Source organism: Campylobacter sp. 2018MI34, assembly GCF_016598975.1.
GTDB lineage: Bacteria > Campylobacterota > Campylobacteria > Campylobacterales > Campylobacteraceae > Campylobacter_D.
In genome coordinates, this window is the sequence record NZ_JAENKS010000007.1 from 1 (window position 1) to 24,319 (window position 24,319).

The following is a 24,319-nucleotide window of genomic DNA, read 5'->3' on the forward strand; positions in this document are numbered from 1 at the left end:
ATACCTGCTTGCTTAACATCACTCCAAAAACTTTGAGAATTTTCTAATTCTTCTTCAAAAATTCTTTGACTTTTTGAATTTAAAAATTTTGTATAAAAATAATCTATTCCAACACTTGTTGCATAAGCAATCCAATTATAATCAATATTTTGATTAAAAATTTCATTGAGATAGGACAGATTATCATCGTTATTATTAATGGAATTAGCTATGATGAAATTTTTTCTGTCATTAGGTTGAGTTAGACTAAGAAATACAGGATTGTAGTTTATTTGGGTAGATAATAAAACAAAAGGATGAATATCATAAAATCTTAGTTGAGAACTACTTAAAGCTGTTTTAATTAGTGGAGTATTAAAAAATATTGAAGCATCATTTAAATTTCCTTGAGATTTAAAAAGTTTTTCAAAATCGAGCTTATCACCTTCAATTTTATAAACTCTAGCTTGATTATTTTGACTTAAGATTTGAGTATTTAAATTGTTTGATAAGATAGAATTATCACTAAAGATTGCTATGTTAGAATTAGAATATTCTAGTAATTTTTTAATTTGTTCACTATAATCAATACTTCCGAAATAAATATTTTCATTGTTTATATTTGTATTGCTTTTATGTATAGTAGGTATAAATATTTTTAAATTTCCTTTATAATCATTTAAAGCATTAACGCCTTTTAAGGTAAATCCTGCTATGAGATATTTATAATTTTGATTTTCAATTTGTGATAAAGTTTGTTTAATCTTTACTTCATCTTCTGTACCAATTAAAAAAACTTTAACTTTAATTTCGGCACGTTGCTTTAAAAGATAAGCAATACTTGCATTAATTATAGTATTAGAATAACTTTTAATTGTTTTTTCTGGAATAATAATAGCTATTTTTACAGAAGTAATTTTTTGTAAATTTGTTTCAAAGTCAGTAATGGAGTTAAGAAGTTTAGAATAAATATTTGATAAAAATTTATCTTTATTATCTGTAAATTCGCTTAAAAAACTAAGATACATTTTTGTTTCTAAAAGTTCAAATAAACAACTAGAATCGCAAAAATTTGTATTCAATTTAGGATAAAAATTTTGCACTAAATCACCTTCTATAAGCTTTTGTTCTTTTGAATATGAAAAACAAAACATAAAAGAGATGATTAAAAGTATTTTTTTCATAAAAATCCTTTAAGTTTTTTTAGATCTTCAATAAATTTTTGTTCATAGCTTGGATTTTTTTCTATAAAATCAAGCTCAAAGCTTGGTAAAATAAAAAAATTTTTATAAGAAAAAATTTCACCACGTAAAATATTAAAATCTTTTAGACCCAAGCTTTGGAAAGCATACTCTCCAAGACATAATAAAATTTTAGGTTTTATAAGATTTAATTCATTATAAAAAAAAGGTAAGCAAGATTGTAGCGAAAAATCGTCATTTTTTCTATAATCAAAACATTTAAAAAGATAGGAAAAATAAAAATCTTTTTCTTCTAAATTTAAATATAGTTTAAGATATTCTTTAAGTAGAGAACCTTTGTGAGAATTTAGCAAAATTCCGCTTTCATTTTCACTTTTATCTCCATGAGAAGTTAAAATCATTAAATTGACTTTTTTTTGCACTTTTTCCATTAAAGAATTTTTTCTATTTTTAGAAAAATGACATAAAGTGCATTGTTTTACATTATTATTTAAATTTGCAAAGCTGATATTATATTCATTTTTATAAGGAAAGTCTTTTAAAAAACTATAACCCATAGCTTTAAGATAATGTAAATCCCTAATCATTATTACTTAATTTATTTAATTGGTCTTTGTTTAAACGATATATTCTCCATTGATTTAAATGAATTGAAGATAAATTTTCATAAAATTTAATACCTTCTTTATTATCGTTTAGACAAAGCCATTCTAATCTTTGCAAATTTTCTTTTTGACAAATATCAGCCAAAAATTTAAAAACTTGTTTTCCATAGCCTTTATTTCTATATTCTTTTTTTAGGTAAATATCTTCAAGATAAATTCCATTGGCACCCAAAAATGAAGAAAAAGTATAAAAATAAATCATATAGCCTATAGTTTTATTATTTTCTTTTAACAAAAAAGCTTTGGCTACTTTTGTTTTAAAAATAGAGTGATATAAATTTTCTTTATTACATTTTATTTCATCTTGCATAATTTCATGCAAAGCAAATTCTTTAATTAATTCTATTAAAATATCTAATTCTTGTTCTTTTAAAACTTGTATTGCAAAATTTTGCATTTTAGTACCTTATTTAAGATAATTTGCGTAAAAATTTATCAAAATAAATTAAAATTAGCTTTAATTAAAAGCAATTTTAAGTAAGATTAAATATAATACCTGATTTATAACATATTTTATTAAAATTAAGGAAAATAGACTATGAAAAGAACTTATCAACCACACAATACTCCAAGAAAAAGAACTCATGGTTTTCGTATGCGCATGAAAACTAAAAATGGTCGTAAAGTTATTAATGCAAGACGTGCTAAAGGGAGAAAAAGATTAGCGGTATAAAAGAATTTTCAAGACTTAATCAGTCTGAAGAATTCTCGCTTATTTATAAAAAAGGTAAAAAATGGCATTGTAAAGGAGCTATTATTTTTTATCTTAAAAGTCCAGAAAAAAAGGTTGCTTTTGTTGCAAGCAAGAAAGTTGGGAAAGCTGTAGTAAGAAATAGATCTAAACGTGTATTGCGTGCTTTATTTTTTAGCATAAAAAATCAGCTTGAATATGGAAAATACATAATAGTTGCCAAAGCAGAAATAAAAGATTTTTCTTTTTTTGAGTTGGAAAAAAATTTCAGATGGGGTTTAAAAAAAATACAATGTTTAAAAGAATCTGCTTAGCAATAATAAAATTCTATCAAAAAAATATAAGCCCCTTAAAACCAAAGGTTTGCAGATATTATCCAAGTTGCTCGGAATATACATCTTGGCAATTTCAAAAAAATCATTTTTTATTCGCTTGTTATTTTTCATTTTTAAGAATTTTAAAGTGTAACCCTTTTTTTAAAGGCGGTATAGATTACCCTAAAATTTATAAAATAATTAAACATACAAATTTCTGCTTTAAGCCTATTTTTTTAGCCAAAAAAAGACTTAGTTTTTTATATATCCCTTGTAAGGATAAGGGTTTTTTTATTATTAAAATAATATAAAAGGAATAATAGTGAACAATTCAAATAATATTTTCGAACAAAAACGCATACTTTTAGCAGTAATTATATCTTTTTTATTTTTTGTTATATATGATTATTTTTTTATTCCAAAAAATAATCATATCATTGAAAAGAATATAACTCAAAATCAAATTGCAAGTCAAACTCAAGAAAATCTTGCACCAAGTATAGAAAGTAAAAATATAAATTCAGATTTAAATTTTAGCAATCAAGATTCGATTATTTCTATAGTTAAAAGTGATCATTTTGAAGCTCAAATTGATTCTTTGGGAAGAATTACTGCTTTTTATTTGAAAGATAAAAAATTTCAAGATAAAAATAATGAATTTATTAATCTTGTATCAAAGGAATTAGCGCCTTATCCACTAGAAATAAGATTTAGCGATAGTGCTCTTAATCAAGAAGCGTTTAAAGTAGCTTATACTGCTGATAAAAAAGAACTTTTTATAGATGAAAATGAAAGTAAATCTTTATATTTAACCCAAAAATTATCCAACATTGAAGTAACAAAAAAAATTACTTTTTATTCTAAGGGAAATTATGAAATTGAGGTAAAATTAAACAAAAATGCTAGTTATTTTATTTCTCCTGGATATCGTCCTAATATAGCAGTAGATAGCTATACAGTACATGGAGCTTTAGTGCTTGATGATAAAGAAACTTTGCATACTATTGAAGATGGAGATGTAAAACAAGATGAGAATTTTAAAAATGTTTTAATGACCTCTGCTTTTGATAGATATTATGCAACATTTTTTTATAATTTTGAGAAGCCTTTAAATATCACCATAACTAAAGATTCAAAAAATAATCCTTTGATATTTGCATATAGCGAAAACGAATTTCAAGCAGGTGCTTATATAGGTTCTAAAGAGCATAAAATTTTAAGATCTATTAATCCAAAGCTTGAAGCAGTAGTTGAGTATGGTTGGTTTACTTTTATTGCTAAGCCAATGTTTGAATTTTTAGATTTTTTACATAATTATATAGGCAATTGGGGTTGGGCTATTGTTGTTATGACTTTGATCGTACGTATTGTGCTTTTTCCTTTAACTTATAAGTCTATGATTTCTATGAATAAATTAAAAGATTTAGCTCCAAGAATGAAAGAAATTAGAGAACGTTATAAAGGCGATCCACAAAAAATGAATATCCATATGATGGAACTTTATAAAAAACACGGGGCCAATCCTATGAGCGGATGCTTGCCTATACTTTTACAAATTCCTATCTTTTTTGCAATTTATCGTGTTCTTTTAAATGCCATAGAATTAAAAGCGGCTCCTTGGGCATTTTGGATTCATGATTTATCTATAATGGATCCTTATTTTATTTTGCCTATTTTAATGGGTTTAACAATGTTTTTGCAGCAATTAATTACACCTATGAGCATACAAGATCCTATACAAGCTAAAATTATGAAATTTTTACCTTTAATTTTTACCTTTTTCTTTATAACTTTTCCAGCAGGACTTACTCTTTACTGGTTTGTTAATAATGTTTGCTCTTTAATTCAGCAATGGATCATTAATAAAATCTTTCAAAAGGAACACTCTAATAAAAAAGAGAGTATCAAATGATAATTGAAGAAAAAGATTTGCAAAGCGCCTTAACAAAGGCGTCTCAAACTTTAAATTGTTCTGTAATAAATCTTGAATATAAAATTTTACAATATCCTAAAAATGGTTTTTTAGGTTTTGGAAGAAAAAATGCTATTATAGAAGCTAATATTAAAAAAAAAATTAAAGATCATAAATTTCATAAAAAATCTCATTATGATAATAATTTTGAAAAATCATTGAAAAAAATTGATGAGTTTATAAAAACAGAACATTATAAAGAAAAATTAGACCAATATCAAATAGAACTAGAAAAGCCATCTTATACAATAAAAAATGAAAAGATTTTTGATGCTTTTTATAAAGAGGAAATAGATTTAGAAAATACAGATAGTATTTTAGAAGAAATTAAAATTCAGCTTACAAATCTTCTTAAAACTTTTGATTTTAAAATTGAACTTCTAGAACTTTGCATGTATGAAAAAGATTGTATTTTAATTAGACTTGATGGAGAAGATTCTGCTTTAATGATAGGAAAAGAAGCACATCGTTATAAAGCAATTTCTTATCTTTTGTATAGCTGGATTAATGATAAATATAAGCTTAATATTCGTCTTGAAATTGCACAATTTTTAGAAAATCAAAGCAAAGCTATGGATAATTATTTATGCGGGATTATTGAAAAAGTAAAACATTATGGAAGAGCACAAACTAAGCCATTGGATGGAGTTTTGATTAAAATTGCCTTAGAAAAACTTAGAGAACAATTTCCAGATAAGTATGTAGCCATTAAGCAAAATAATGATCAAAAATTTATAATTATTAGTGATTTTTTTAAAAAACATGAATGAAACAATAGTAGCTATTGCTACAGCACACGGTATAGGCTCTATTAGTATTGTTAGGATAAGTGGGACAAAAGCTTTAGAATTTGCTTTAATTCTAACAAATAAAAAAGAGCTTAAAGTGCGTTATGCTCATTTTTGCAAGCTTTACACAAAAAATCAAGAATTTATAGATGAGGCTATTGTTATTTATTTTAAAGCCCCATTTAGTTTTAGCGGAGAAGATGTAGTTGAATTTCAACTTCACGGCGGCTTTAGTGTAAGCGAGATTGTGCTTGAAGAACTTTTAAGTTTAGGAGCACGATTAGCAGAACCTGGAGAATTTAGCAAAAGAGCTTGTTTAAATAATAAAATGAGTATTATAAAAGCTCTAAGCATACAAGATTTAATTTTGTCAAAATCAGCTTTAGCTGCAAAAATTATAGCTAGAAATTTAAATGGAAATTTAGGAAATCTTTTAGAAAAAATAAGAACAGACTTGGTAAAAACTTTAGCTTATGTTGAGACATCTATTGATTATGCAGAAGAAGATTTGCCACAAGATTTGCTTTTGCAAATTGAAAAAATGTGCGAAGAAAATGCAAAGATTTTATATGAAATTTATGTTCTTTCCCAAAGTAAAAAAGGTTTAATAGAAGGTTTTAAAATAGCTATTATAGGAAAACCAAATGTAGGTAAAAGTTCGCTTTTAAATGCATTTTTAGGTTATAAAAGGGCTATTGTTTCAAATATTAAAGGAACAACAAGAGACACTATAGAAGAAAGCTTTAAACTAGGAACCCATTTGCTTCGTATCATTGATACTGCCGGCATAAGAGAAAGTAATGATGAAATAGAATGTATTGGTATAGAATTAAGTAAAAAAAGCATACAAGAAGCAGATATTGTTTTAGCACTTTTTGATGCTTCTAAAGAGATAGAAGAAGAAGATTTAGAAATTTTAAATTTAGCAAAGCAAAGTGGTAAAAAAGTTTTTTATATTCTTAATAAAATTGATTTAGAACTTAAATTTAAAAATGACGAGATAAAAAATTTTATAAAATTAAGCACACAAGAAAATATAAATATTTTAAAACAAGAATTAAAAAAATATTTAGATAGTTTTGATACAGATGGGATAATGGTTAGTTCTTTAAGTTTAATTGAAGCTTGTAAAAAAGCAAGTGAAGCTATTAGTAGGGCTCAATTTCTTTTAAAAGAATCCAGTTTGGAACTTTTTGCTTTTGAAATTAATGAAGCTATAAATCAGCTTTCTAAATTTAGCAAAGATTTTGATAGAAATGAGATATTAGATGAAATGTTTAGTAATTTTTGTTTAGGAAAATGATTATTTAAGGAATGAAATGGATTTAAAAACTATAAAAGCTCATAAAATCAGTCAAGATGAATATAAAGAAATTTTAAAAATTTTAAATAGAGAACCTAATCTTTTAGAGCTTGGTATTATTAGTGCTATGTGGAGTGAGCATTGCTCTTATAAATCAAGTAAAAAATATTTACAGGGTTTTCCTACTCAAGCTTCTTATGTGATACAAGGCCCTGGAGAAAATGCAGGGGTTATTGATATAGGCGATAACTTAGCAGCTGTATTTAAAATAGAAAGCCATAATCATCCAAGTTTTATTGAGCCTTTTGCAGGTGCTGCTACTGGGGTCGGTGGTATAATAAGAGATGTTTTTACAATGGGTGCGCGAGTTGTGGCTTTAATGAATTCTTTAAAATTTGGCAATATACACAATAAAGAAATGGGCAAATATCAAAAATATCTTGTTAAAGGTGTTGTAAATGGTATTGCTCATTATGGAAATTGTATGGGAATTCCAACTATAGGTGGTGAATGTGCTTTTGATGAATGTTTTAACGGCAATATATTAGTCAATGCTTTTGCTTTAGGAATTTGCAAAAAAGAGGATATTTTTTATGCTAAAGCTGAAGGTATAGGCAATCTTATCATTTACGTTGGTTCGAAAACAGGTAGAGATGGTCTTGGTGGTGCTGTGATGGCTAGTGATAGTTTTAATGAGGAAAATAAAAGATTAAGACCTACTGTTCAAATTGGAGATCCTTTTTGTCAAAAGCTTTTAATGGAAGCTTGCTTAGAACTTTTTAAAAGTGATTGTATTATAGGAATTCAAGATATGGGAGCTGCTGGACTTACTTCTAGTTCTTTTGAAATGGCTGGAAGGAGCGGTAGTGGTATGAAGCTTTATCTTGATAAGGTTCCAACAAGAGAAAAAGATATGACCCCTTATGAATTGATGCTTAGTGAATCTCAAGAAAGAATGTTAATTTGTGCTAAAAAAGGGTATGAAAAAAAAGTTTTAGAGATTTTTAAAAAATGGAATTTAGATGCTGTTGTGATTGGAGAGGTAAATAATAGTGGCAAAATGGAGCTTTTTTGGCATAATAAATTAGTAGGAGAAATTCCTATTGCTCCTTTGAGTGAAAAAGCACCTATTTTAAATCGTCCTATAAATAAACCTAAGTATTTGGATGAAATTAAAGATTATGAGTTTAAGCTTAAGGAAAATGTACAAGATATTTTTATAAAAATGTTGCAAAATGAAAATATTAATGATAAGTCTTATATTTATGATCAGTTTGACTCAAGTGTACAAACTAATACTTTAAAAGCAGATGGAGCTTTAGGAGCAAGCACTATATGGGTAAAAGAAAATAATAGTGCTCTTAGTATAGCTATAGAATGTAATTCAAGATTAAACTATATTGATCCTAAAAAAGGTGCTATTTTAGCTGTAGCAAATGCAGGAAGAAAAGTGGCTTGCACCGGAGCTAAGCCTTTAGCTATTACAGATTGTTTAAATTATGGAAATCCTGAAAATGAAGAAGTAATGTGGCAGTTTGCAAAAGGATGTGAAGGCATTAAAGAAGCGTGCAAGACTTTAAATATTCCTGTTGTAAGTGGTAATGTTTCTTTATATAATCAAAGTAAAGATTTAAATATTTATCCAAGTCCCACTATAGTAAATGTAGGCTTATTAAAAGATGCAAATAAATTATTAAAAAGTGCTTTTATAAATTCTAATACAAGTGTTTATTTATTAGGTAGGACTTATAAAGAATTTGGAGGATCTTTAATTTCTAAAATACAAGATAAAGTAGTTAAAGGAAAATTAAAAGATTTTGATTTTGAATCCGAATTAAAACTTTGGAAATTTTTAGAAGAAGCTTGTAAACAAGAAGTATTAGAATGTGCAAATAGTGTTGGTATAGGTGGTATAGCAATAACTTTAGCAAAAATGTGTGCTGTTTCTTGTGTGGGTTTAAATTTAAAAACTTCTTTTCAAGATAAAGCTTTACTTTTTGAGGAAAGTCCAACTAGAGCAATAGTAGGCGTTAAAAATGAAAAAGATTTTTTAGAGCTTGCAACTTCAATGGAAATTCTATTTTTTAAACTAGGTCAAACTACTAAGGAAGAAAAATTTATTTTAGATGATATTTTTTTAGAACTTAAAGATCTTAAAAAAATTTATTTTTCAAATTTTAGGGAAATGTTATTATGATTTTTATTCTTATTGTATTTGTTGTTTTGGTGTTTTATTGGTATTATAAAACTTGGGATAAACAAGGTTTATTAAATTCAACAACTCGCGGTGCCAAAAGTTTTATGCGAGGTTTTGCAAAAGGTGTAATGGAAGAAAGAATTGATGAATTTAGAAAAAAAATGAATTATTACGTTATAGCTTTACTTGCAAAAATTGCAAAAAGCGATGGCAGGGTAAGTCAAAGCGAAGCTGATATGATTTCTCAAATTTTAGATGCTAATGCCAAAAATGAAAGAGAGAGAGAATTTTTAAAAAGTTGTTTTAATGAGCATAAAAATAATCTCAATGATGCTTATGAAGTGGCAAAAGACTTTTTAAAAGAAGTTCCTTTACCAAAAAATGAGCGTTTAAACGTATTAAGAGTTCTTGTTTTTATGGCTTTGATTGATGGAGAATTTCACAATAAAAAACAAGAAATTTTAAATCAGATTGCTAGAGCTTTTGGAATTTCTGATAGGGAACTTAAAGAATTTATTCAAGAAATTAATAATCTTAAAAGCCAAAGTAAAACTATGAGCATAGAAGAAGCTTATAATGTTTTAGAACTTAATTCTAGCGCCACTCTTAATGAAGTAAAAAAACAATATAGAAATTTAGCCAAAAAATATCACCCTGATATTTTAAATGCTAATAATGTTTCCAAAGAAGAATTAGAAAAAGGAGTGCAAAAATTTCAAAAAATCAATGAAGCTTATGAAAAAATTAAAAAATATTTAGAACAATGAAATAGATAATAATTTTTAAATAAATAAAAATAATTGATATTAAAAAACAGGAAATAATATGAAAAGAGCTCTAATAAGCGTAAGTGATAAAGAAGGTATAGTAGAATTTTCAAAAGAACTTGAAAATTTAGGTTTTGAAATCCTTTCTACAGGCGGAACTTTTAAACTTTTAAAAGAGCAGGGTGTTAAAGCTATTGAAGTAAGCGAATTTACTAATAGTCCAGAGCTTTTTGAAGGACGTCTTAAAACTTTACATCCAAAAATACACGGAGGAATTTTATATAAAAGAGATAATTTAAAACATCAAGAAGAAGCAAAAAAATATAGTATTAATAATATAGATTTAGTTTGTGTTAATTTATATCCTTTTAGGGAAACAACACTTAAAACAGATAATTTTGATGAGATTATTGAAAATATAGATATCGGCGGTCCTACTATGATAAGGAGTGCAGCTAAAAACTATAAAAATGTTTTAATTGTTTGTGATGTTAAAGATTATAAAAATATAATTGAAAGTATAAAAGAAAAAAAAGATGATGAAATAATGAGACGTAGTTTAATGATGAAAGCTTATGAGCATACTGCAAATTATGATTCTTATATAGCTAATTATATGAATGAGCGTTTTAATAAAGGTTTTGGAAATTATAAATTTATAATAGGAAAAAAAGTTTTTGATACAAAATATGGTGAAAATCCTCATCAAAAAGGTTCTTTATATGAGTTTGATCATTTTTTTAGTAAGAATTTTAAAGCTTTAAAAGGTGAGGCAAGTTTTAATAATTTAACAGATATTAATGCAGCTTTAAATTTAGCAAGTAGTTTTGATAAGGCTCCAGCAGTTGCTATTGTTAAACACGCTAATCCTTGCGGTTTTGCTATAAAGGAAAATCTTCTTCAAAGTTATATTCACGCTTTAAAATGTGATAGTATAAGTGCTTATGGAGGAGTAGTGGCTATAAATGGAACACTAGATCTTGCTTTAGCTCAAAAAATTAATGAAATTTATATAGAAGTTATTATTGCTGCTAATGTGGATAAAGAAGCTTTAGCTGTTTTTGATGATAAAAAGCGTATTAAAATTTTCACACAAGAAAGCCCTTTTTTAATACGTAGTTTTGATAAATATGATTTTAAACATATAAATGGGGGTTTTGTTTATCAAAATAGTGATGAAGTGGATATAAATGAACTTAAAAATGCTAAATGTATGAGTACAAGAAAAGCTAATAAAGACGAGTTGAAAGATTTAGAGATTGCTATAAAAATCGCTGCTTTGACAAAATCAAATAATGTAGTTTATGTAAAAAATGGTGCTATGGTAGCTATTGGTATGGGAATGACAAGTAGAATTGATGCAAGTAAAGCTGCTATTGCTAAAGCTAAAGAAATGAAACTTGATTTAAAAGATTGTGTTTTAGCTAGCGAAGCTTTTTTTCCATTTAGAGATAGTATAGATGAAGCTCATAAAATAGGGGTTAAAGCTATAGTTGAGCCAGGTGGAAGCATAAGAGATGATGAGGTTATAAAAGCAGCTAATGAATATGGTATGGCACTTTATTTTACAGGGGTAAGACATTTTTTACATTAATATTTTATTAATTTTAAATTAATAAAATATTACAATTTTGAATAATATTTTATTTCAGGAAGTGCTTAATGCTTAAAAGTATGGGTTTTAAAGTTTCAATCTCTATGTTTTTTGTTTTATTAATTAGCTTTATTATTGTGCAAGTAATTATAAATTTGGATTTTAAGAATACAGCAAATAAAATGAGTCAAGCTAATTTAAATAGTATTAGCATTTCTGTTTTTCAGACTATGAGAATGGCGATGAATTTAGGAGATCCTGAACAAATTCAAGATGCCATTAAAGAGGCAAAAAAAATTGAAGGAATTAATAATATAAAAATTTATCCTTCTAAAGAAACTATAGAGCTTTTTGATATGAAAAATCCTCTTATTTCAAATGAAAAAATCATCTTAGATCAGTTTATAAACCCTCAATCAAAATCCTTAAAAGAAGAAATTAATAATATCAATCATTTAAGATTAATACGCCCTTTAATAGCTGATCAAACCTGTATTACCTGTCATGCAAATGTTAAAGAAGGTAGTGTTATAGGTGTTATGGATGTTTATCATTCTTTAGAAAGTATTGAAAAAGATATTAATAAAACTAGTCGTTCTTATATTATTATATTTGGCTTGGCTTTAATTTTTACACTTATTGTTGCGCTTATAACTTTTAAAATAGTTGTTGGTAATCCTATATTAGAACTTTTAAAACATGCTAAAGAACTTGCTCAAGGAAGTGGTAATTTAAAAACTAGAATAAAAGTCAAAGGACAAGATGAGATAGCAAAGGCTTGTGATTATATCAATCAGTTTATAGAAAAAACACATAAAACAGTAAGTGGTGTAAATTTAAGTTCTAAAAGTGTGGAACAACAAAGCAAGCTTTTAAATTCAAATGCCATTTCTTTAAATGATAATTCTAAATTAAGCCATCAAAAAATTGACTCTAGTTTTCAACTAGGGGCAAATATCGGTTCTGATTTAACAGAGTTAGCCAACTTATCAGGTGATGCAAATGCCGCAAATGACAAATCTTATAAACTTTTAGAACAGATGTTAAAATCTTTATTTGAAGTGGCACAAAAAGTTACTGATGTAGCAGAAAATGAAAATAATTTAGCCAAAAAAGTTGAAAATATGGTTTTGCAAGCAAAAAATATACAAAAAACCACTCAAATGATGGATGAAATTGCAGATAAAACAAATCTTTTATCTTTAAATGCAGGAATTGAATCTGCAAGAGCAGGAGCTTTTGGAAGAGGATTTTCTGTTATAGCTGAAGATATTAGAACTCTTGCTAATCATAGTGAAGAATTTTTAACTAATGTTGCAGTTATTACAAAAGAGCTTTTGGATAGTATAGAAGAAATAGCTAGCGAATTAAGAAAAAATTCTCAAAGCATACATTCTTTACATGAAAATACAAATTTACTTGTAAATGATGCCAATGAAGTAAAAATTTGCAATCAAGATTCTAAAAATCTTGCAATCTTATGTGCAAATAAAATAAAAACTTGTCAAGAAAGCATACAAGATTTATTAATGAGAATGCAAGAAAATGTTGAAGCGAGTGAAAAAAATGAAGAAATTTCTAAAATTTTACTTCAGGTTGTAGACGAATTAAAATTAGTATGTCATAATCTCGAAAGTGAATTAAAACAATTTCAAATTTAAAGGATAATTCAATGAAAAAAATTTTTCAAATAGCTTCTTTAGCTACAATTTTATTTGCAGGATGCGCATCAAATAATATAGCAACAAAGGAAAATAATATGTCTTTTGATATTTTGCCTCAAAATGCAATTTTAAAAATTGAAAAAATAGTTGTAAATGATAAAACTTTTATTCCTAAAAATACAGAAGAGGATCCAAATATTAGTTTTGACAATAATAAATTTTATGGTTATTCAGGATGTAATCGTTTCTTTGGCGCTTATCAAAGTGATGGAAAAATTCTTACAGTTGAAGGTGATCGTGTAGCCTCTACTCAAATGTATTGTCATCCACAAGAAGTAATGGATTTTGAAAATACTTTTTTATCTAATTTTAAAGGGAAATTTAAAATTTTAAATGAAAATGGAAAACTTAATTTGAGTAATGAAAATGGATCAATGAAAATCTTTTTTAAATAATATTTTATCCATTAATGAGTAAAATACGCCTTTTATTATCAAAAAAGGTTAAAAATGATAAAAACTATTGCTGAATGGAGCGAGCAAGAATATTTAATTCTTGCACTCCCTCATAAAAATACAGACTGGAAGCCTTATTTAAATGATATTCTTAAAAGTTATAAAGAATTTATAAAAGCAATTATTCCTTTTCAAAAAGTATTATTGATTGCTCCTTCTAAAGAAGATTTTATTCCTTATTTATCATTTAATAACGTTGAATTTTTTATTTGTGATACTAATGATACTTGGATAAGAGATTATGGACCCATTGCGATTTTAGAAGAGAATAAGCTAAAAGCTTTAGATTTTACTTTCAATGCTTGGGGTAATAAATTTCAAAGTAATTTGGATAATAAAGTCAATACAGAGCTTTTTTTAAGAAAATTTAAAGAGAAATTAGAAAAAATTGATTTAATCTTAGAAGGAGGAAGTATTGATTTTAATGGAAAAGGTGTAATGCTTACTACTTCAAATTGTCTTTTAAATTCAAATAGAAATTCACATCTTAATAAACAAGAATTAGATAAAAAATTAAAAAATATTTTTGGACTTGAAAAAATTATATGGCTTGAAAATGGATTTATACAAGGCGATGATACAGATCATCATATCGATACCTTAGCACGTTTTATTGATGAAAATACCATAGCTTTTTGTACTTGTGAAGATAAAAAAGATATTCATTATGAACCTTTAAAAAAAATGAAAGAAGAGCTTTTAAAAACAGGATTTCATCTTTTAGAACTTCCTTTACCTAAGCCTTTGTTTTATGAAGGAAAAAGACTCGGTGCTACTTATGCAAATTTTGTTTTCATTAATAATGCTTTAATTATGCCTTTTTATAAAGATGAAAACGATGAAATTGTTGCCAAAAGATTAGCCAAAGCATTGCCCAATAGAAAGATTATAGGAGTTGATGCAAGAGTATTTTTAAGACAAAATGGTTCTTTGCATTGTTCTTGTCAAAATTATTTTAAGAATTTAAAATGAATTTACAAAAAAAAGCAACTATTATTGCAAGTTCTTGTGCTTTTTTTCTTGCTTTATGTAAATTGATTATTGGTTTAATGAGTGGCTCCATAGCTATCCTTTCTAGTGCTATTGACTCTATGGTGGATTTTGTTATTTCAGCTTTTAATTTTCTGGCCATACGTAAATCAGCTCAAAAGCCAAATGAAAACTATAATTTTGGTTATGGAAAAATTGAAGCTATTATGGGATTTATTGAAGGTTGTTTTATAGCTGGAATTGGCATTTTTATTTTTTATCAAAGTATTTTAAAGATTTATTATCAAGAGAAAATTCAAGATATTAATATCGGTATTTTTATAATGATTTTTTCTTTGATTTTAACTCTTTGTTTAGTTATTTTTTTAAGTTATGTAGCTAAAAAAACAAAAAGTTTAATCGTAGAGAGTGATTGTTTGCATTATAAAAGTGATCTTTTAACTAATTTTGCAACACTTTTAGCTCTTGTTTTAATTTCTTTAACGGGCTATTTTATTATAGATGCTCTGTTTGGTATAATTGCAAGTTTTTATATAGCTTTTAGTGCTTTTAAGATTATAAAAAAAAGTATAAGTTTATTGATGGATGTAGCACTAGAAGAAAATAAAGTTGAAAAAATTCGAGAGTTGATTAAAAAAAATAAAGAAATTATAAGTTTTCATCATTTAAAAACTCGAAAAAGTCCAAATATGAATTATCTTAGTGTTCATCTAGTTTTTTGTCCTATAATTTCTTTATATAATGCGCATAAGATTTCAGATGAAATTGAAATGAGTATTAGAAAAGCTTTTAATGATGAAAAATGGGATATTCAAATTCATCTTGATCCTTATGATGATCAAGAGCAGGAGGAAACAAATGAAAATAGCTTTAATACAGCAAAAATTTCACCAAAATAAGCAAGCTACCATTGAAAATACTTGCGAGCTTATAAAAAAAAGTGCCAAGGAAGGAGCTGAGCTTGTTTGTCTTTGTGAGCTTCATCAAAGTGAGTATTTTTGCCAAAGCGAAAATGTTGATTTTTTTGATTTAGCTAATGACTATGAAAAAGATCTTGAATTTTGGTCTAAAGTAGCTAAAGAAAATAATATAGTTTTAATTACCTCTTTATTTGAAAAGCGTAGTGCTGGACTTTATCATAATACAGCCGTAGTTTTTGAAAAAGATGGAAGTATAGCTGGAAAATATAGAAAAATGCATATTCCAGATGATCCTTGTTTTTATGAGAAATTTTATTTTACCCCAGGAGATTTAGGGTTTGAGCCTATTAATACAAGTATTGGAAAATTAGGAGTATTAATTTGTTGGGATCAATGGTATCCAGAGGCAGCAAGGTTAATGGCTTTAAAAGGAGCTCAAATTCTTATTTATCCAACAGCTATAGGTTGGTTTAATAAAGATAGCATAGAAGAAAAACAAAGACAACTTGATGCTTGGATAGGCATTCAAAAAGGACACGCTATCGCAAATGGTTTATATGTTGTTAGTATCAATCGTGTTGGTTTTGAAAAAGATAAGAGTGGGGTAGAAGAAGGTATAAATTTTTGGGGAAATTCTTTTATAGTAGGACCTCAAGGAGAGGAACTTTTTAGAGCTGATGATACAAGTGAATTATATAAAGTTGTAGAAATTGATCAAAAAAGAAGCGAAAATGTGCGTCGTTGGTGGCCTTTTTTAAGGGATAGACGTATAGAATATTTTAACGAATTAAATAAAAGATTTATTGATTAAGTAAAACCTTAAAGGTTTTACTTAGCTATAAGTTTTTGGGTAATTTTTGTTATTTCTAATTCTTCATCAGTAGGAACAACAAGGATTTTAATTTTAGAAGAGCTTTTGTTAATTTCTCTTTCTTTTTTTGATCTTTCATCATTTAATTTTTCATCAAGCTCAAATCCTAAATGTAAAAGTTTTTGACAAACAAGTTTTCTTACTAAATTTCCATTTTCTCCAATACCGCCTGTAAAAATTAAAGCATCTGTTCTTGGCAATACTGCTAAATAAGAGCCTATATATTTAACAAGACGATAGCAAAACATATCAAGAGCGAGTTTGGCTTTTTTATCACCTTTTTCAATTTGATTTTCTATATCTCTAAAATCATTAAATCCACAAATTCCATAAACACCACTTTTTTTATTAACTAAAGTATCAATTTCTTGCATGCTAAGATTTTGAGTTTGTGCTATAAAAGGTAAAATAGCAGCATCAATATCCCCACATCTTGTTCCCATAATAAGACCTTCTAAAGGAGTAAAGCCCATAGAAGTATCTACGCTTTTTCCATTTTCTATTGCACAAACACTTGCGCCATTTCCAAGATGCGCACTAATTGCATTGAAATTATTGTAATCTTTATTTAAAAATAAAGCAGCTTTCTTACTCACATAAGCGTGAGATGTTCCATGGAAACCATATTTTTTAATATTATATTTTTCATAATATTCATAAGGCAGGGCATACATTGAAGCAAATTCTGGCATTTGTGAATGAAAAGCTGTATCAAAAACAGCTACATTTTTAACATTTGGCGCAGCTTTAATCATTGTTTTAATCCCTGCTAAATTTGCAGGATTATGTAAAGGTGCAAAAATACTAACTTTATCAATTTGTTCTAAAACCTTATCATCAATTAAACAATGTTCGCTAAGTTCTTTTCCTCCATGAACAATTCTATGACCACAACCATCAAGCTCACTAAGATCGGTTAAAATTCCAGATTCTTTGAAAAGTTCATTTGTGATTTTTAAACCTTCTTCGTGATTTTTAATATTTACCTTTTTTTCAAATTCTTCACCCGTTAAAGTGTTTTTTAACTCAACTCTTGAGCCATTTTCTCCTATTTTTTCTATCAATCCGCTAGCTTTTACAACTTCATTATCAAAAAGTTTAAATTTGATAGAAGATGAACCCGAATTTAATACTAAAATTTTCATTTTTTCTCCTTTTATTGTTATTGTGCTTGAACTGCACTTAAGATTACTGTATCTACAATATCATCAACCAAGCAACCTCTACTTAAGTCATTAACTGGTTTTTTAAGACCTTGTAAAAGAGGACCTATAGCTAAAGCATTGGCAGTTCTTTGAACTGCTTTGTAACATATATTTGCAGCATTTAAGTCAGGAAAGATAAAAACATTAGCATATCCTGCTATTTTTGAATGAGGCATTTTACTTTTTGCTGTACTAGGATCATATGCTGCATCAAATTGTATAGGACCTTCAATAGCTAAATCAGGATATTGTTCTTTAGCAATTTTTACAGCTTCTTTAACTAAATCAACGCTTACTCCTTTTCCACTATCTCCACTTGAATAAGAAAGAAAAGCAATCTTTGGATCTAATCCAAATGCTTTAGCACTTAAAGCACTAACATAAGCACTTTGCGCTAGTTCTTGAGGAGTAGGATTTGGATTTACAGCGCAATCTGCAAAAGCTAAAACTTCATCTTTAAGCCCCATAAAAAATATGCCAGAAACTGAAGTAATTCCTTCTTTTGTTTTAATGATTTGCAAAGCAGGGCGTATAGTTTCAGCTGTGGTTGTAGAAGCTCCACTTACCATTGCATCAGCCTTTTGGCTATGAACAAGTAAAGTGCCAAAATAAGTCCTATCTTTGATTAATTCTTTAGCCTCTTCTAAGCTCATACCTTTAGCTTTTCTTGCTTCATAAAGCATAGTGGCAAATTCTTCATTAAAAATAGAATTTTTAGGATTTAGAATTTGAATTTTGCTAGTATCAAAATTAGCCTCTTTTTTAATTTGCTCTTCATCACCTAATAAAATAATATTAGCTAAATCATTTTTTATTAAAATTTCACACGCTTGTAAAATTCTTTTATCATCACTTTCTGGTAAAACAATAGTTTTTTTATTTTTAATATTTTTTTTAATTAATTCATATTTAAAACGATAAGGGGTTAAAAAATCATAATCTTTTAAAGTATCAAGTTCATTTAAAGTAGAATTTTCACTTATAAGTGCATAATTTTTATTTTTTAATGCTTGATCTAAATATTTTTTTGCAAGTATATTATTTTGTGTAATCACTGCAATAGGAGTATTAAGATTTTTAGCTAAATTTATATTTAAATCTAAAGTATCTAAAATGTCAAATTCATTAAAAGCTATTGCAAAAACTATGTCATATTTATTTTTTAATGTTTCATATTTATCTAAAATAGTATTAAAGAAAATAAATTCATCATCATTAAATTGCTTTATAGCTTCTGATGATTTAAAAACATAAGTGCGATTTAATTCTTGTTGTATATTGAATTTTTGCATTAAAATTTGTATGTCGTTTATTTCATTTTCATTGATAACAGGATAAAAAAGTCCTATTTTTTTATTAGAGTATTTTTCTAACACTTTTGTAAGAATTTTAGAATTTAGTTCTTTGTTGTTTGATCTAATAATATAAATTCCATTCATATTTTTCTCCTATGCTTTTAAAAATAATAGCTTAATTTAAACAAATATTAACTTAATACTTAATTTAAAAATGAAAAATTATTTTGGAACTTTATTTGCTTCTAATTTGATCAAAGGAAGTATTTTTTATAAATTGATTTTATAGAAAATTTCATATTCAAAGGATAGATAATGAAAAAGAAGATAATTTATATGTTACCAATTGTATTTTTTGGTTGTAGTGCTACTGTAGATCCACAAATTTCTATGAAGCCACCCGCATATGTTGAAGAGTTGGCTCCAAAGCAAAGTAATAATATAGAAAGTGCTCCTGGCTCTTTATTTGGAAAAGGCGATAATCCTTTATTTTCTGATAAAAAAGCTATGAATGTTAATGATCTTGTAACTGTTGTAATACAAGAAAGCACAACACAAAGCACACAAGCTAATAAAGCAACTACTAGAACAAATACAGCGAATTTAGGTGGAGGAGCTTTAAGCGGAAGTACTGGAGTTGTTGGTAATGCTATTAATAAAGTTAATGCTTATTCTAATATAGGTTTTCAAACCAATAGCACTTCTAATTATCAAGGAACAGGCTCTCAAAGTCGCAATGAGAGTTTCAATACAACTATTTCAACAAGGGTAATTAAAATTTTATCTAATGGCAATTATTTTATAGAAGGTTCAAGAGAACTACTTATAAATGGAGAAAAACAAATAATACAACTTAGCGGTGTTATACGCCCTTATGATATAGGTCAAGATAATACCATAGATAGTCGCTATATTGCTGATGCTAAAATTCTTTATAAAACCGAAGGCGAAGTAGATAGAAGCACAAGAAAACCTTGGGGAAGTAAAGTTATAGAAGCTATTTGGCCATTTTAATTAAAAGATTAAACCTAAAAAGGTTTAATCTTTATCAAATTTTATAATTCTTTTTTCAAGATTTCTAGCAATAAGTTCATTTTTTAAATTGTTAATATTTTGTTCTAATAAATTTTTAAAAATTTCTATTTGAGAAAATATAAGGGTAAATAAATATAAATGATCTTCTATCCATAAATTCTTTTTGGCTAAAAGTTCCTCTTTATTGCTTGGATTAAGAACAAAAATTTTTGCTAAATTAAATTCAAATTGATTAATGGTAGGATAAAAAGCCATATATATACTAGAATGATTATTTCTAACCTCGTCTATTTTTAATTTAATTTCATCGATATTTTTAATAAGTTTGCTATATAAATTTTCATTATATTCTAATTTAAGATTTAAAAAATCATTGCTAAGTAGTTTTAATTCTTTATCAAAATAATTTATAAAATCATTACATTGTTTTATAAGACTTTTTATTTTAGCATAAGCTTTTAATAGATATTCATTTTGCTTTGCAATACTAGGTATGGGTATTTCTTTAAAATTTTTTTCATCATTTAATAAATTTGCACAAATACTTTTAAAACTTTGTTCTATACTTCCTTCTATCCTAGCACCCCCTTCAGTGCAATTATATACTTTGATATGAGGATTTTGGGCTATATTTTTTTCAAAGGTGGTTCTAAAAATATTCCAAATTTCTTGTGTATAAACTAGACCTTTTCCACCATAAGCTGTAGTTTGAAGTTCATATTTTATATCATTAGGATCTTGCTCATCATTAGCTCCATATAAGTATTCTTTAGGATGAGAATTTCCTTCTTTATCGTAAGCTAAATCTTGTCCTATTAAAATGATATTTTTATGATTTAATATTAAAGCTAAATCATAACACATATGTGCAACACTATGTCCTTGTCCAAGACCTAAAATTTGTTTAAATTTAAAATTTCTAAAGAACATATCTTTTGGAGTTAAGATATATTTTCTATTGGCATTTTGAATATGTTTTAGGGTTTGTGGATGTGTAAGAGTGCTTAGTATAAATAAAATTCCTTGATCAAATTCTTTAAAATCATTATCAAAAAATTTAGAAGTTTCAATAACTCTTTCTGTGGATAAAACATAATCAGGCTTAATGCCATAATTTGCTAAAATTATATAAGAACTATCAGCACAAAAAATAGAGGCTTTAGAAGTATATTGTTTAAGCAATGGTAATTGTTTTATAAGAGAAGGGCCTGTTGAAACTATAATAGCATTTTGCATTTTGTTTTTTCTTGCTTTTATAAGATCTAATAATGAAGAATTAGTAAGCATAGGAGCAAGATGTTGTAGATTATGTCTAATTCCAATCAAAACATCTTCTGGATCATTTCCTTGTTTCATAAATATATCTTTAATCAGTTCAGTAAATTTTTTGTTTATTTTTAAAATATTTTCTTGATGATTTTTTGCATAAAATTTAGAATGAATATCCAAAAAATATACTCTTAAAAATTTAAAATACGGCTCTGCTTGACTAAGAAGTAAAAGATCGCCAAAAAAGTTTTCTTCATAAGGATTAAGTATGATTAAATTAGCAAGTTCTTTAGAAAAATCAATAGAATTAAATAAAACAAAAAGTAAGGGAATATTAGGTTCAAAAATAACAATTTTTTGATGATTTTTATTTTGCAGAAGAATTTTATATAAAATTCCATTACCAAAGCCATAAAAATAAAGCACAGGGTATAAATAATATTTATGATTATAAAGTTCTAATTTTTCTTTTAATTCTTCTAAAGGATTTTGATATATACCCCCCCCCATTTTAGAGTGAATATTGATATCTAAATTATCTTTTCCTTGTAAAATATAAAACCCATTTTCAAAATGAGTATTTTCTTTAAGTTTAAGAAGCTTTTCTTTTAAAACAATATTACTTAATGCATTGATATTTTTATAAAAAATTTCCATATCTACTCCTTATAAATAACTTGGTGCATCATTGGAAAAAAGTATTAAATCTCCATCTTTTGTTTCTTTGGTTAAAATACTGATAAGTTCTGATTTTTCTTTTAAAAAAAGACTTGAAATTGTAAGAGTTTCTTTAAAAATCTCTTGATTTATTTTAGCACTAATTATAACCAAATCAAAACATTCATTAATAATTTTTGCAAGTTTAATATTTTCTTCTTTATTTACTTCAACAATACCAGGTGTTATTAAAATTTTACGCCCTTTATATGTTTTACAAAGTTTATAACTTTCACTCATTCCTTTAAAATTTCCATTAAAACCATCATCTATGATAAATTTAGGTTTTTTTGAAAGTATTTCTAAGCGATGTTTAACGGATTTAATTTTAAGAACTTGTGTTTTAATTTTTTCTAAATTAAGACCTAAGAAATTAGCACAAAGTATGCAAGCACAAAGATTTTGAGCATTAAATGAGCCTAAAATAATGCTTTTAAAAGAATGATTTTCATTGTTTAAGAAAAGATCAAATTTTATCCCTTCTAAAGAGGTATCAATTTTTGAGATTTTTTTATCATAAAGACTTATAATATTATTTTCATTTTCTTTAGTACTTGTATGTAAAAATGCTTTTTTAAGCCTTTTGGAGCTTAGAGCTTCTAATTTTGTCTTTCTTGTATTTTCTAAATTTTTAAAATACTCCAAATGAGCATTTCCAATCTCTCCTATAATGCAAATTTGAGGCTCTAAAAGTTCAGTAATTTCTTTTATATCTCCTTGATTTCTAGCTCCTGCTTCTGCTATATAAATATCAAATGTTTCATTAAGATTTTCGTTAATATCGCGTATTATACCCATAAGCGTATTAACGCTTTTTGGGGTTTTATAAACTTTGAAATCGTCCTTTAAAAGAGTATAAAGAAAATTTTTAATACTTGTTTTACCAAAACTTGCTGTAATAAGTATAATAGTAAGATTTTTGTTATTTAGAATTTTTTTCTTTGCCTTAGAATAAAAATATTTTGCTCCAAAAAAATCATAGATTTTTAAACAAATTAAAGAGCAAGGTAGGCTAAAAAGATTAAATAAAAAAGATATATGAAAAGATAATAAAGCAAATAAAGTATTAAAAATAAATACAAACATAAAAAATATTTTAACTTTTTGAGTAAAAACAAGTTTTTTGTCAATTTTTTTATTCCAAAAGTATAAAATAACAATATGAATTAGAAAATAAAATAAAGAATAAAATGGAAAAGCTAAAAATAAAAAATAGGGTAAAAATAAAAAATATAAATGCCATAAAGGTTTATGATAGTGAAATATAATACGTTTGATTTTATAAGAATACCACTGTAAAGCACTAATAAGATAAAAAGCAACACAAAAATTAAAAATTAAAGTATTAAGATAATAAATTATATTAAGCATTTTTAATTCCTTGTATTTTTTGAGCAATAAAATCAGCGTGTTTTAAAAAGAAAAAATGATCTCCATTTAAAGGATAAAATTCGCTATTTTTTATAAAAGAATGAATAAGTTCTCCACTCTTTAATGGGGTATCTTTATCATCAATACCCCAAAAAATTAATGATTTAGCTTTTTGTTCTTTAAAAATAGTTTCGTAATTTTCATCAACTACCTTTTTAAAGGTTTCATACATTAAACTATTCATATGAGCTACATCTTTACTTGCAAAGAATTTATAAAAAGAGTTTAGACCTAAAAATTTTAAACATTTAAAAATATAAATTTTTGTTTTTATTTTTAATGATTTTTTAGGAACTATACCAGCGCTTGAAAGCAAGATTAATATTTGATTTTCTTGACAAAGCAAAGTGCTTAATTTTCCTCCAAAAGAATGCCCTAAAAAAACATCAATATCTAGTTTTTTTTGGATTAGAAATTCTTTAACAATTGAAGCATAATCATAAGAATTTAAAGCTTCACTTATACTAGATTTTCCAAAACCTGGCAAATCTAAATAAATTTGACAAAAAGAATTAAGTTTTTTTTCAAAAGCTTGTTTCATAAGCTCTTTATTAGCCCCCCATCCGTGAAGGATTAAAATTTTTAGTTTTTTATCTTGATTAATTAATTCATAAGAGAGTTCATATTTTTTTTCTTTAAATATTATACTAGTTAATGCCATTTTAAACCTTCTGATCTGTGTAGATTTTTTCTAAAAGTTCTAAAGCATTTTGTAAGCGTTCGTATTCTTCTATATTGAGCATCACAGCTTCAAATTTATTATTTTTTAAAATGACTATTTTTCCTGATTTGCTTTTTTTGAGTTTGTCTATAATGGGACTAAAATTCCTTACAACTTCTGTGGCAGTGTAAATTTCATCTTTTTTAAAAGAAAGCATATAACAATCCTAAAATATGTTAAATTTTATGTAAAATTTAACATATTTTGCCTTAAA

24 protein-coding genes are annotated in these 24,319 nt (G+C 26.2%); 15 read left to right on the plus strand and 9 right to left on the minus strand.

Annotated elements, in window-relative coordinates; all coding sequences use genetic code 11:
• The 3 genes from JG676_RS03055 to JG676_RS03065 all read right to left on the minus strand — a co-directional run.
• Positions 1 to 1,163 (minus strand): hypothetical protein (locus JG676_RS03055; RefSeq protein WP_200217271.1); only part of this gene is annotated, 1,163 nt, incomplete at its 3' end.
• Positions 1,160 to 1,768, minus strand: coding sequence for a uracil-DNA glycosylase family protein (locus tag JG676_RS03060; RefSeq protein WP_200169094.1), 609 nt, complete (start codon positions 1,766 to 1,768; stop codon positions 1,160 to 1,162). The genes JG676_RS03060 and JG676_RS03055, both read right to left, overlap by 4 nt.
• Entirely contained in the window at positions 1,761 to 2,243 is a 483-nt protein-coding gene (locus JG676_RS03065) for a GNAT family N-acetyltransferase (protein WP_200217272.1), read from the minus strand. Before JG676_RS03065 ends, JG676_RS03060 begins: the two co-directional genes overlap by 8 nt.
• Before the next feature lie 141 nt (positions 2,244 to 2,384).
• Here JG676_RS03065 and rpmH point away from each other — a divergent pair, with 141 nt between their 5' ends.
• From rpmH to JG676_RS03135, 14 genes are all read left to right on the plus strand, one after another.
• Positions 2,385 to 2,519 (plus strand): 50S ribosomal protein L34, encoded by a 135-nt coding sequence (gene rpmH / locus JG676_RS03070; protein WP_131163412.1) that lies wholly within the window; start codon positions 2,385 to 2,387, stop codon positions 2,517 to 2,519.
• Entirely contained in the window at positions 2,516 to 2,851 is a 336-nt protein-coding gene (gene rnpA / locus JG676_RS03075; protein WP_200169138.1) for a ribonuclease P protein component, read from the plus strand. Before rpmH ends, rnpA begins: the two co-directional genes overlap by 4 nt.
• Positions 2,830 to 3,162, plus strand: coding sequence for a membrane protein insertion efficiency factor YidD (yidD, locus tag JG676_RS03080; RefSeq protein ID WP_200169092.1), 333 nt, complete (start codon positions 2,830 to 2,832; stop codon positions 3,160 to 3,162). Before rnpA ends, yidD begins: the two co-directional genes overlap by 22 nt.
• A gap of 11 nt (positions 3,163 to 3,173) precedes the next feature.
• A complete protein-coding gene (yidC, locus tag JG676_RS03085; RefSeq protein WP_200217273.1) occupies positions 3,174 to 4,763 on the plus strand; it encodes a membrane protein insertase YidC in 1,590 nt (529 codons plus the stop codon).
• Positions 4,760 to 5,593, plus strand: a complete 834-nt coding sequence (locus JG676_RS03090) for a Jag N-terminal domain-containing protein (protein ID WP_200217274.1) — start codon at positions 4,760 to 4,762, stop codon at positions 5,591 to 5,593. The genes yidC and JG676_RS03090 overlap by 4 nt, the downstream gene beginning before the upstream one ends.
• Positions 5,586 to 6,914, plus strand: a complete 1,329-nt coding sequence (gene mnmE / locus JG676_RS03095; protein ID WP_200217275.1) for a tRNA uridine-5-carboxymethylaminomethyl(34) synthesis GTPase MnmE — start codon at positions 5,586 to 5,588, stop codon at positions 6,912 to 6,914. The genes JG676_RS03090 and mnmE overlap by 8 nt, the downstream gene beginning before the upstream one ends.
• Before the next feature lie 16 nt (positions 6,915 to 6,930).
• A complete protein-coding gene (gene purL, locus JG676_RS03100) occupies positions 6,931 to 9,111 on the plus strand; it encodes a phosphoribosylformylglycinamidine synthase subunit PurL (protein WP_200217276.1) in 2,181 nt (726 codons plus the stop codon).
• A complete protein-coding gene (locus tag JG676_RS03105) occupies positions 9,108 to 9,878 on the plus strand; it encodes a molecular chaperone DjiA (protein ID WP_200217277.1) in 771 nt (256 codons plus the stop codon). Before purL ends, JG676_RS03105 begins: the two co-directional genes overlap by 4 nt.
• 58 nt (positions 9,879 to 9,936) lie before the next feature.
• Positions 9,937 to 11,472: a bifunctional phosphoribosylaminoimidazolecarboxamide formyltransferase/IMP cyclohydrolase gene (gene purH, locus JG676_RS03110; RefSeq protein WP_200217278.1), complete on the plus strand. Its 1,536-nt coding sequence runs from the start codon at positions 9,937 to 9,939 to the stop codon at positions 11,470 to 11,472.
• 68 nt (positions 11,473 to 11,540) lie between these two features.
• Positions 11,541 to 13,133, plus strand: a complete 1,593-nt coding sequence (locus JG676_RS03115; RefSeq protein WP_200217279.1) for a methyl-accepting chemotaxis protein — start codon at positions 11,541 to 11,543, stop codon at positions 13,131 to 13,133.
• An 11-nt stretch (positions 13,134 to 13,144) separates the two neighbouring features.
• Complete coding sequence (locus JG676_RS03120) at positions 13,145 to 13,591, plus strand: META domain-containing protein (RefSeq protein WP_200169084.1); 447 nt, start codon at positions 13,145 to 13,147, stop codon at positions 13,589 to 13,591.
• A 54-nt stretch (positions 13,592 to 13,645) separates the two neighbouring features.
• On the plus strand, positions 13,646 to 14,623 hold the full coding sequence (locus JG676_RS03125) for an agmatine deiminase family protein (RefSeq protein WP_200169083.1): 978 nt from the start codon (positions 13,646 to 13,648) through the stop codon (positions 14,621 to 14,623).
• Complete coding sequence (locus tag JG676_RS03130) at positions 14,620 to 15,540, plus strand: cation diffusion facilitator family transporter (protein ID WP_200217280.1); 921 nt, start codon at positions 14,620 to 14,622, stop codon at positions 15,538 to 15,540. Before JG676_RS03125 ends, JG676_RS03130 begins: the two co-directional genes overlap by 4 nt.
• Positions 15,500 to 16,372, plus strand: a complete 873-nt coding sequence (locus JG676_RS03135) for an N-carbamoylputrescine amidohydrolase (protein WP_200169081.1) — start codon at positions 15,500 to 15,502, stop codon at positions 16,370 to 16,372. The genes JG676_RS03130 and JG676_RS03135 overlap by 41 nt, the downstream gene beginning before the upstream one ends.
• A gap of 17 nt (positions 16,373 to 16,389) precedes the next feature.
• Here JG676_RS03135 and JG676_RS03140 read toward each other — a convergent pair whose 3' ends face one another.
• Complete coding sequence (locus JG676_RS03140; RefSeq protein WP_200217281.1) at positions 16,390 to 17,577, minus strand: acetate kinase; 1,188 nt, start codon at positions 17,575 to 17,577, stop codon at positions 16,390 to 16,392.
• A 17-nt stretch (positions 17,578 to 17,594) separates the two neighbouring features.
• Positions 17,595 to 19,076, minus strand: coding sequence for a phosphate acetyltransferase (gene pta, locus JG676_RS03145; protein WP_200217282.1), 1,482 nt, complete (start codon positions 19,074 to 19,076; stop codon positions 17,595 to 17,597).
• Between the two features lie 171 nt (positions 19,077 to 19,247).
• On the opposite strand from pta, the gene flgH reads away from it, so the two are divergent.
• Complete coding sequence (flgH, locus tag JG676_RS03150) at positions 19,248 to 19,946, plus strand: flagellar basal body L-ring protein FlgH (RefSeq protein WP_200217283.1); 699 nt, start codon at positions 19,248 to 19,250, stop codon at positions 19,944 to 19,946.
• 24 nt (positions 19,947 to 19,970) lie between these two features.
• Here the strand turns inward: flgH and JG676_RS03155 are convergent, their stop codons facing one another.
• From JG676_RS03155 to JG676_RS03170, 4 genes are read right to left on the minus strand one after another with little or no spacing between them, the layout of a single operon-like run.
• Complete coding sequence (locus JG676_RS03155) at positions 19,971 to 21,893, minus strand: motility associated factor glycosyltransferase family protein (RefSeq protein WP_200217284.1); 1,923 nt, start codon at positions 21,891 to 21,893, stop codon at positions 19,971 to 19,973.
• 9 nt (positions 21,894 to 21,902) lie between these two features.
• A complete protein-coding gene (locus JG676_RS03160; RefSeq protein WP_200217285.1) occupies positions 21,903 to 23,324 on the minus strand; it encodes a UDP-N-acetylmuramoyl-tripeptide--D-alanyl-D-alanine ligase in 1,422 nt (473 codons plus the stop codon).
• Entirely contained in the window at positions 23,317 to 24,045 is a 729-nt protein-coding gene (locus tag JG676_RS03165; protein ID WP_200217286.1) for an alpha/beta fold hydrolase, read from the minus strand. Before JG676_RS03165 ends, JG676_RS03160 begins: the two co-directional genes overlap by 8 nt.
• Before the next feature lies 1 nt (position 24,046).
• Positions 24,047 to 24,262 (minus strand): type II toxin-antitoxin system Phd/YefM family antitoxin, encoded by a 216-nt coding sequence (locus JG676_RS03170; RefSeq protein ID WP_200169074.1) that lies wholly within the window; start codon positions 24,260 to 24,262, stop codon positions 24,047 to 24,049.
• Between the last annotated feature and the right edge of the window lie 57 nt (positions 24,263 to 24,319).

Bases quoted from the DNA above. Each gene is read 5' to 3' on its own strand.
- JG676_RS03060 (WP_200169094.1), bottom strand. From the start codon at position 1,768: ATGATTAGGGATTTACATTATCTTAAAGCTATGGGTTATAGTTTTTTA.
- JG676_RS03065 (WP_200217272.1), bottom strand. From the start codon at position 2,243: ATGCAAAATTTTGCAATACAAGTTTTAAAAGAACAAGAATTAGATATT.
- rpmH (WP_131163412.1), top strand. From the start codon at position 2,385: ATGAAAAGAACTTATCAACCACACAATACTCCAAGAAAAAGAACTCAT.
- yidD (WP_200169092.1), top strand. From the start codon at position 2,830: ATGTTTAAAAGAATCTGCTTAGCAATAATAAAATTCTATCAAAAAAAT.
- JG676_RS03090 (WP_200217274.1), top strand. From the start codon at position 4,760: ATGATAATTGAAGAAAAAGATTTGCAAAGCGCCTTAACAAAGGCGTCT.
- mnmE (WP_200217275.1), top strand. From the start codon at position 5,586: ATGAATGAAACAATAGTAGCTATTGCTACAGCACACGGTATAGGCTCT.
- purL (WP_200217276.1), top strand. From the start codon at position 6,931: ATGGATTTAAAAACTATAAAAGCTCATAAAATCAGTCAAGATGAATAT.
- JG676_RS03105 (WP_200217277.1), top strand. From the start codon at position 9,108: ATGATTTTTATTCTTATTGTATTTGTTGTTTTGGTGTTTTATTGGTAT.
- purH (WP_200217278.1), top strand. From the start codon at position 9,937: ATGAAAAGAGCTCTAATAAGCGTAAGTGATAAAGAAGGTATAGTAGAA.
- JG676_RS03115 (WP_200217279.1), top strand. From the start codon at position 11,541: ATGCTTAAAAGTATGGGTTTTAAAGTTTCAATCTCTATGTTTTTTGTT.
- JG676_RS03120 (WP_200169084.1), top strand. From the start codon at position 13,145: ATGAAAAAAATTTTTCAAATAGCTTCTTTAGCTACAATTTTATTTGCA.
- JG676_RS03125 (WP_200169083.1), top strand. From the start codon at position 13,646: ATGATAAAAACTATTGCTGAATGGAGCGAGCAAGAATATTTAATTCTT.
- JG676_RS03130 (WP_200217280.1), top strand. From the start codon at position 14,620: ATGAATTTACAAAAAAAAGCAACTATTATTGCAAGTTCTTGTGCTTTT.
- JG676_RS03135 (WP_200169081.1), top strand. From the start codon at position 15,500: ATGAAAATAGCTTTAATACAGCAAAAATTTCACCAAAATAAGCAAGCT.
- JG676_RS03140 (WP_200217281.1), bottom strand. From the start codon at position 17,577: ATGAAAATTTTAGTATTAAATTCGGGTTCATCTTCTATCAAATTTAAA.
- pta (WP_200217282.1), bottom strand. From the start codon at position 19,076: ATGAATGGAATTTATATTATTAGATCAAACAACAAAGAACTAAATTCT.
- flgH (WP_200217283.1), top strand. From the start codon at position 19,248: ATGAAAAAGAAGATAATTTATATGTTACCAATTGTATTTTTTGGTTGT.
- JG676_RS03155 (WP_200217284.1), bottom strand. From the start codon at position 21,893: ATGGAAATTTTTTATAAAAATATCAATGCATTAAGTAATATTGTTTTA.
- JG676_RS03160 (WP_200217285.1), bottom strand. From the start codon at position 23,324: ATGCTTAATATAATTTATTATCTTAATACTTTAATTTTTAATTTTTGT.
- JG676_RS03165 (WP_200217286.1), bottom strand. From the start codon at position 24,045: ATGGCATTAACTAGTATAATATTTAAAGAAAAAAAATATGAACTCTCT.
- JG676_RS03170 (WP_200169074.1), bottom strand. From the start codon at position 24,262: ATGCTTTCTTTTAAAAAAGATGAAATTTACACTGCCACAGAAGTTGTA.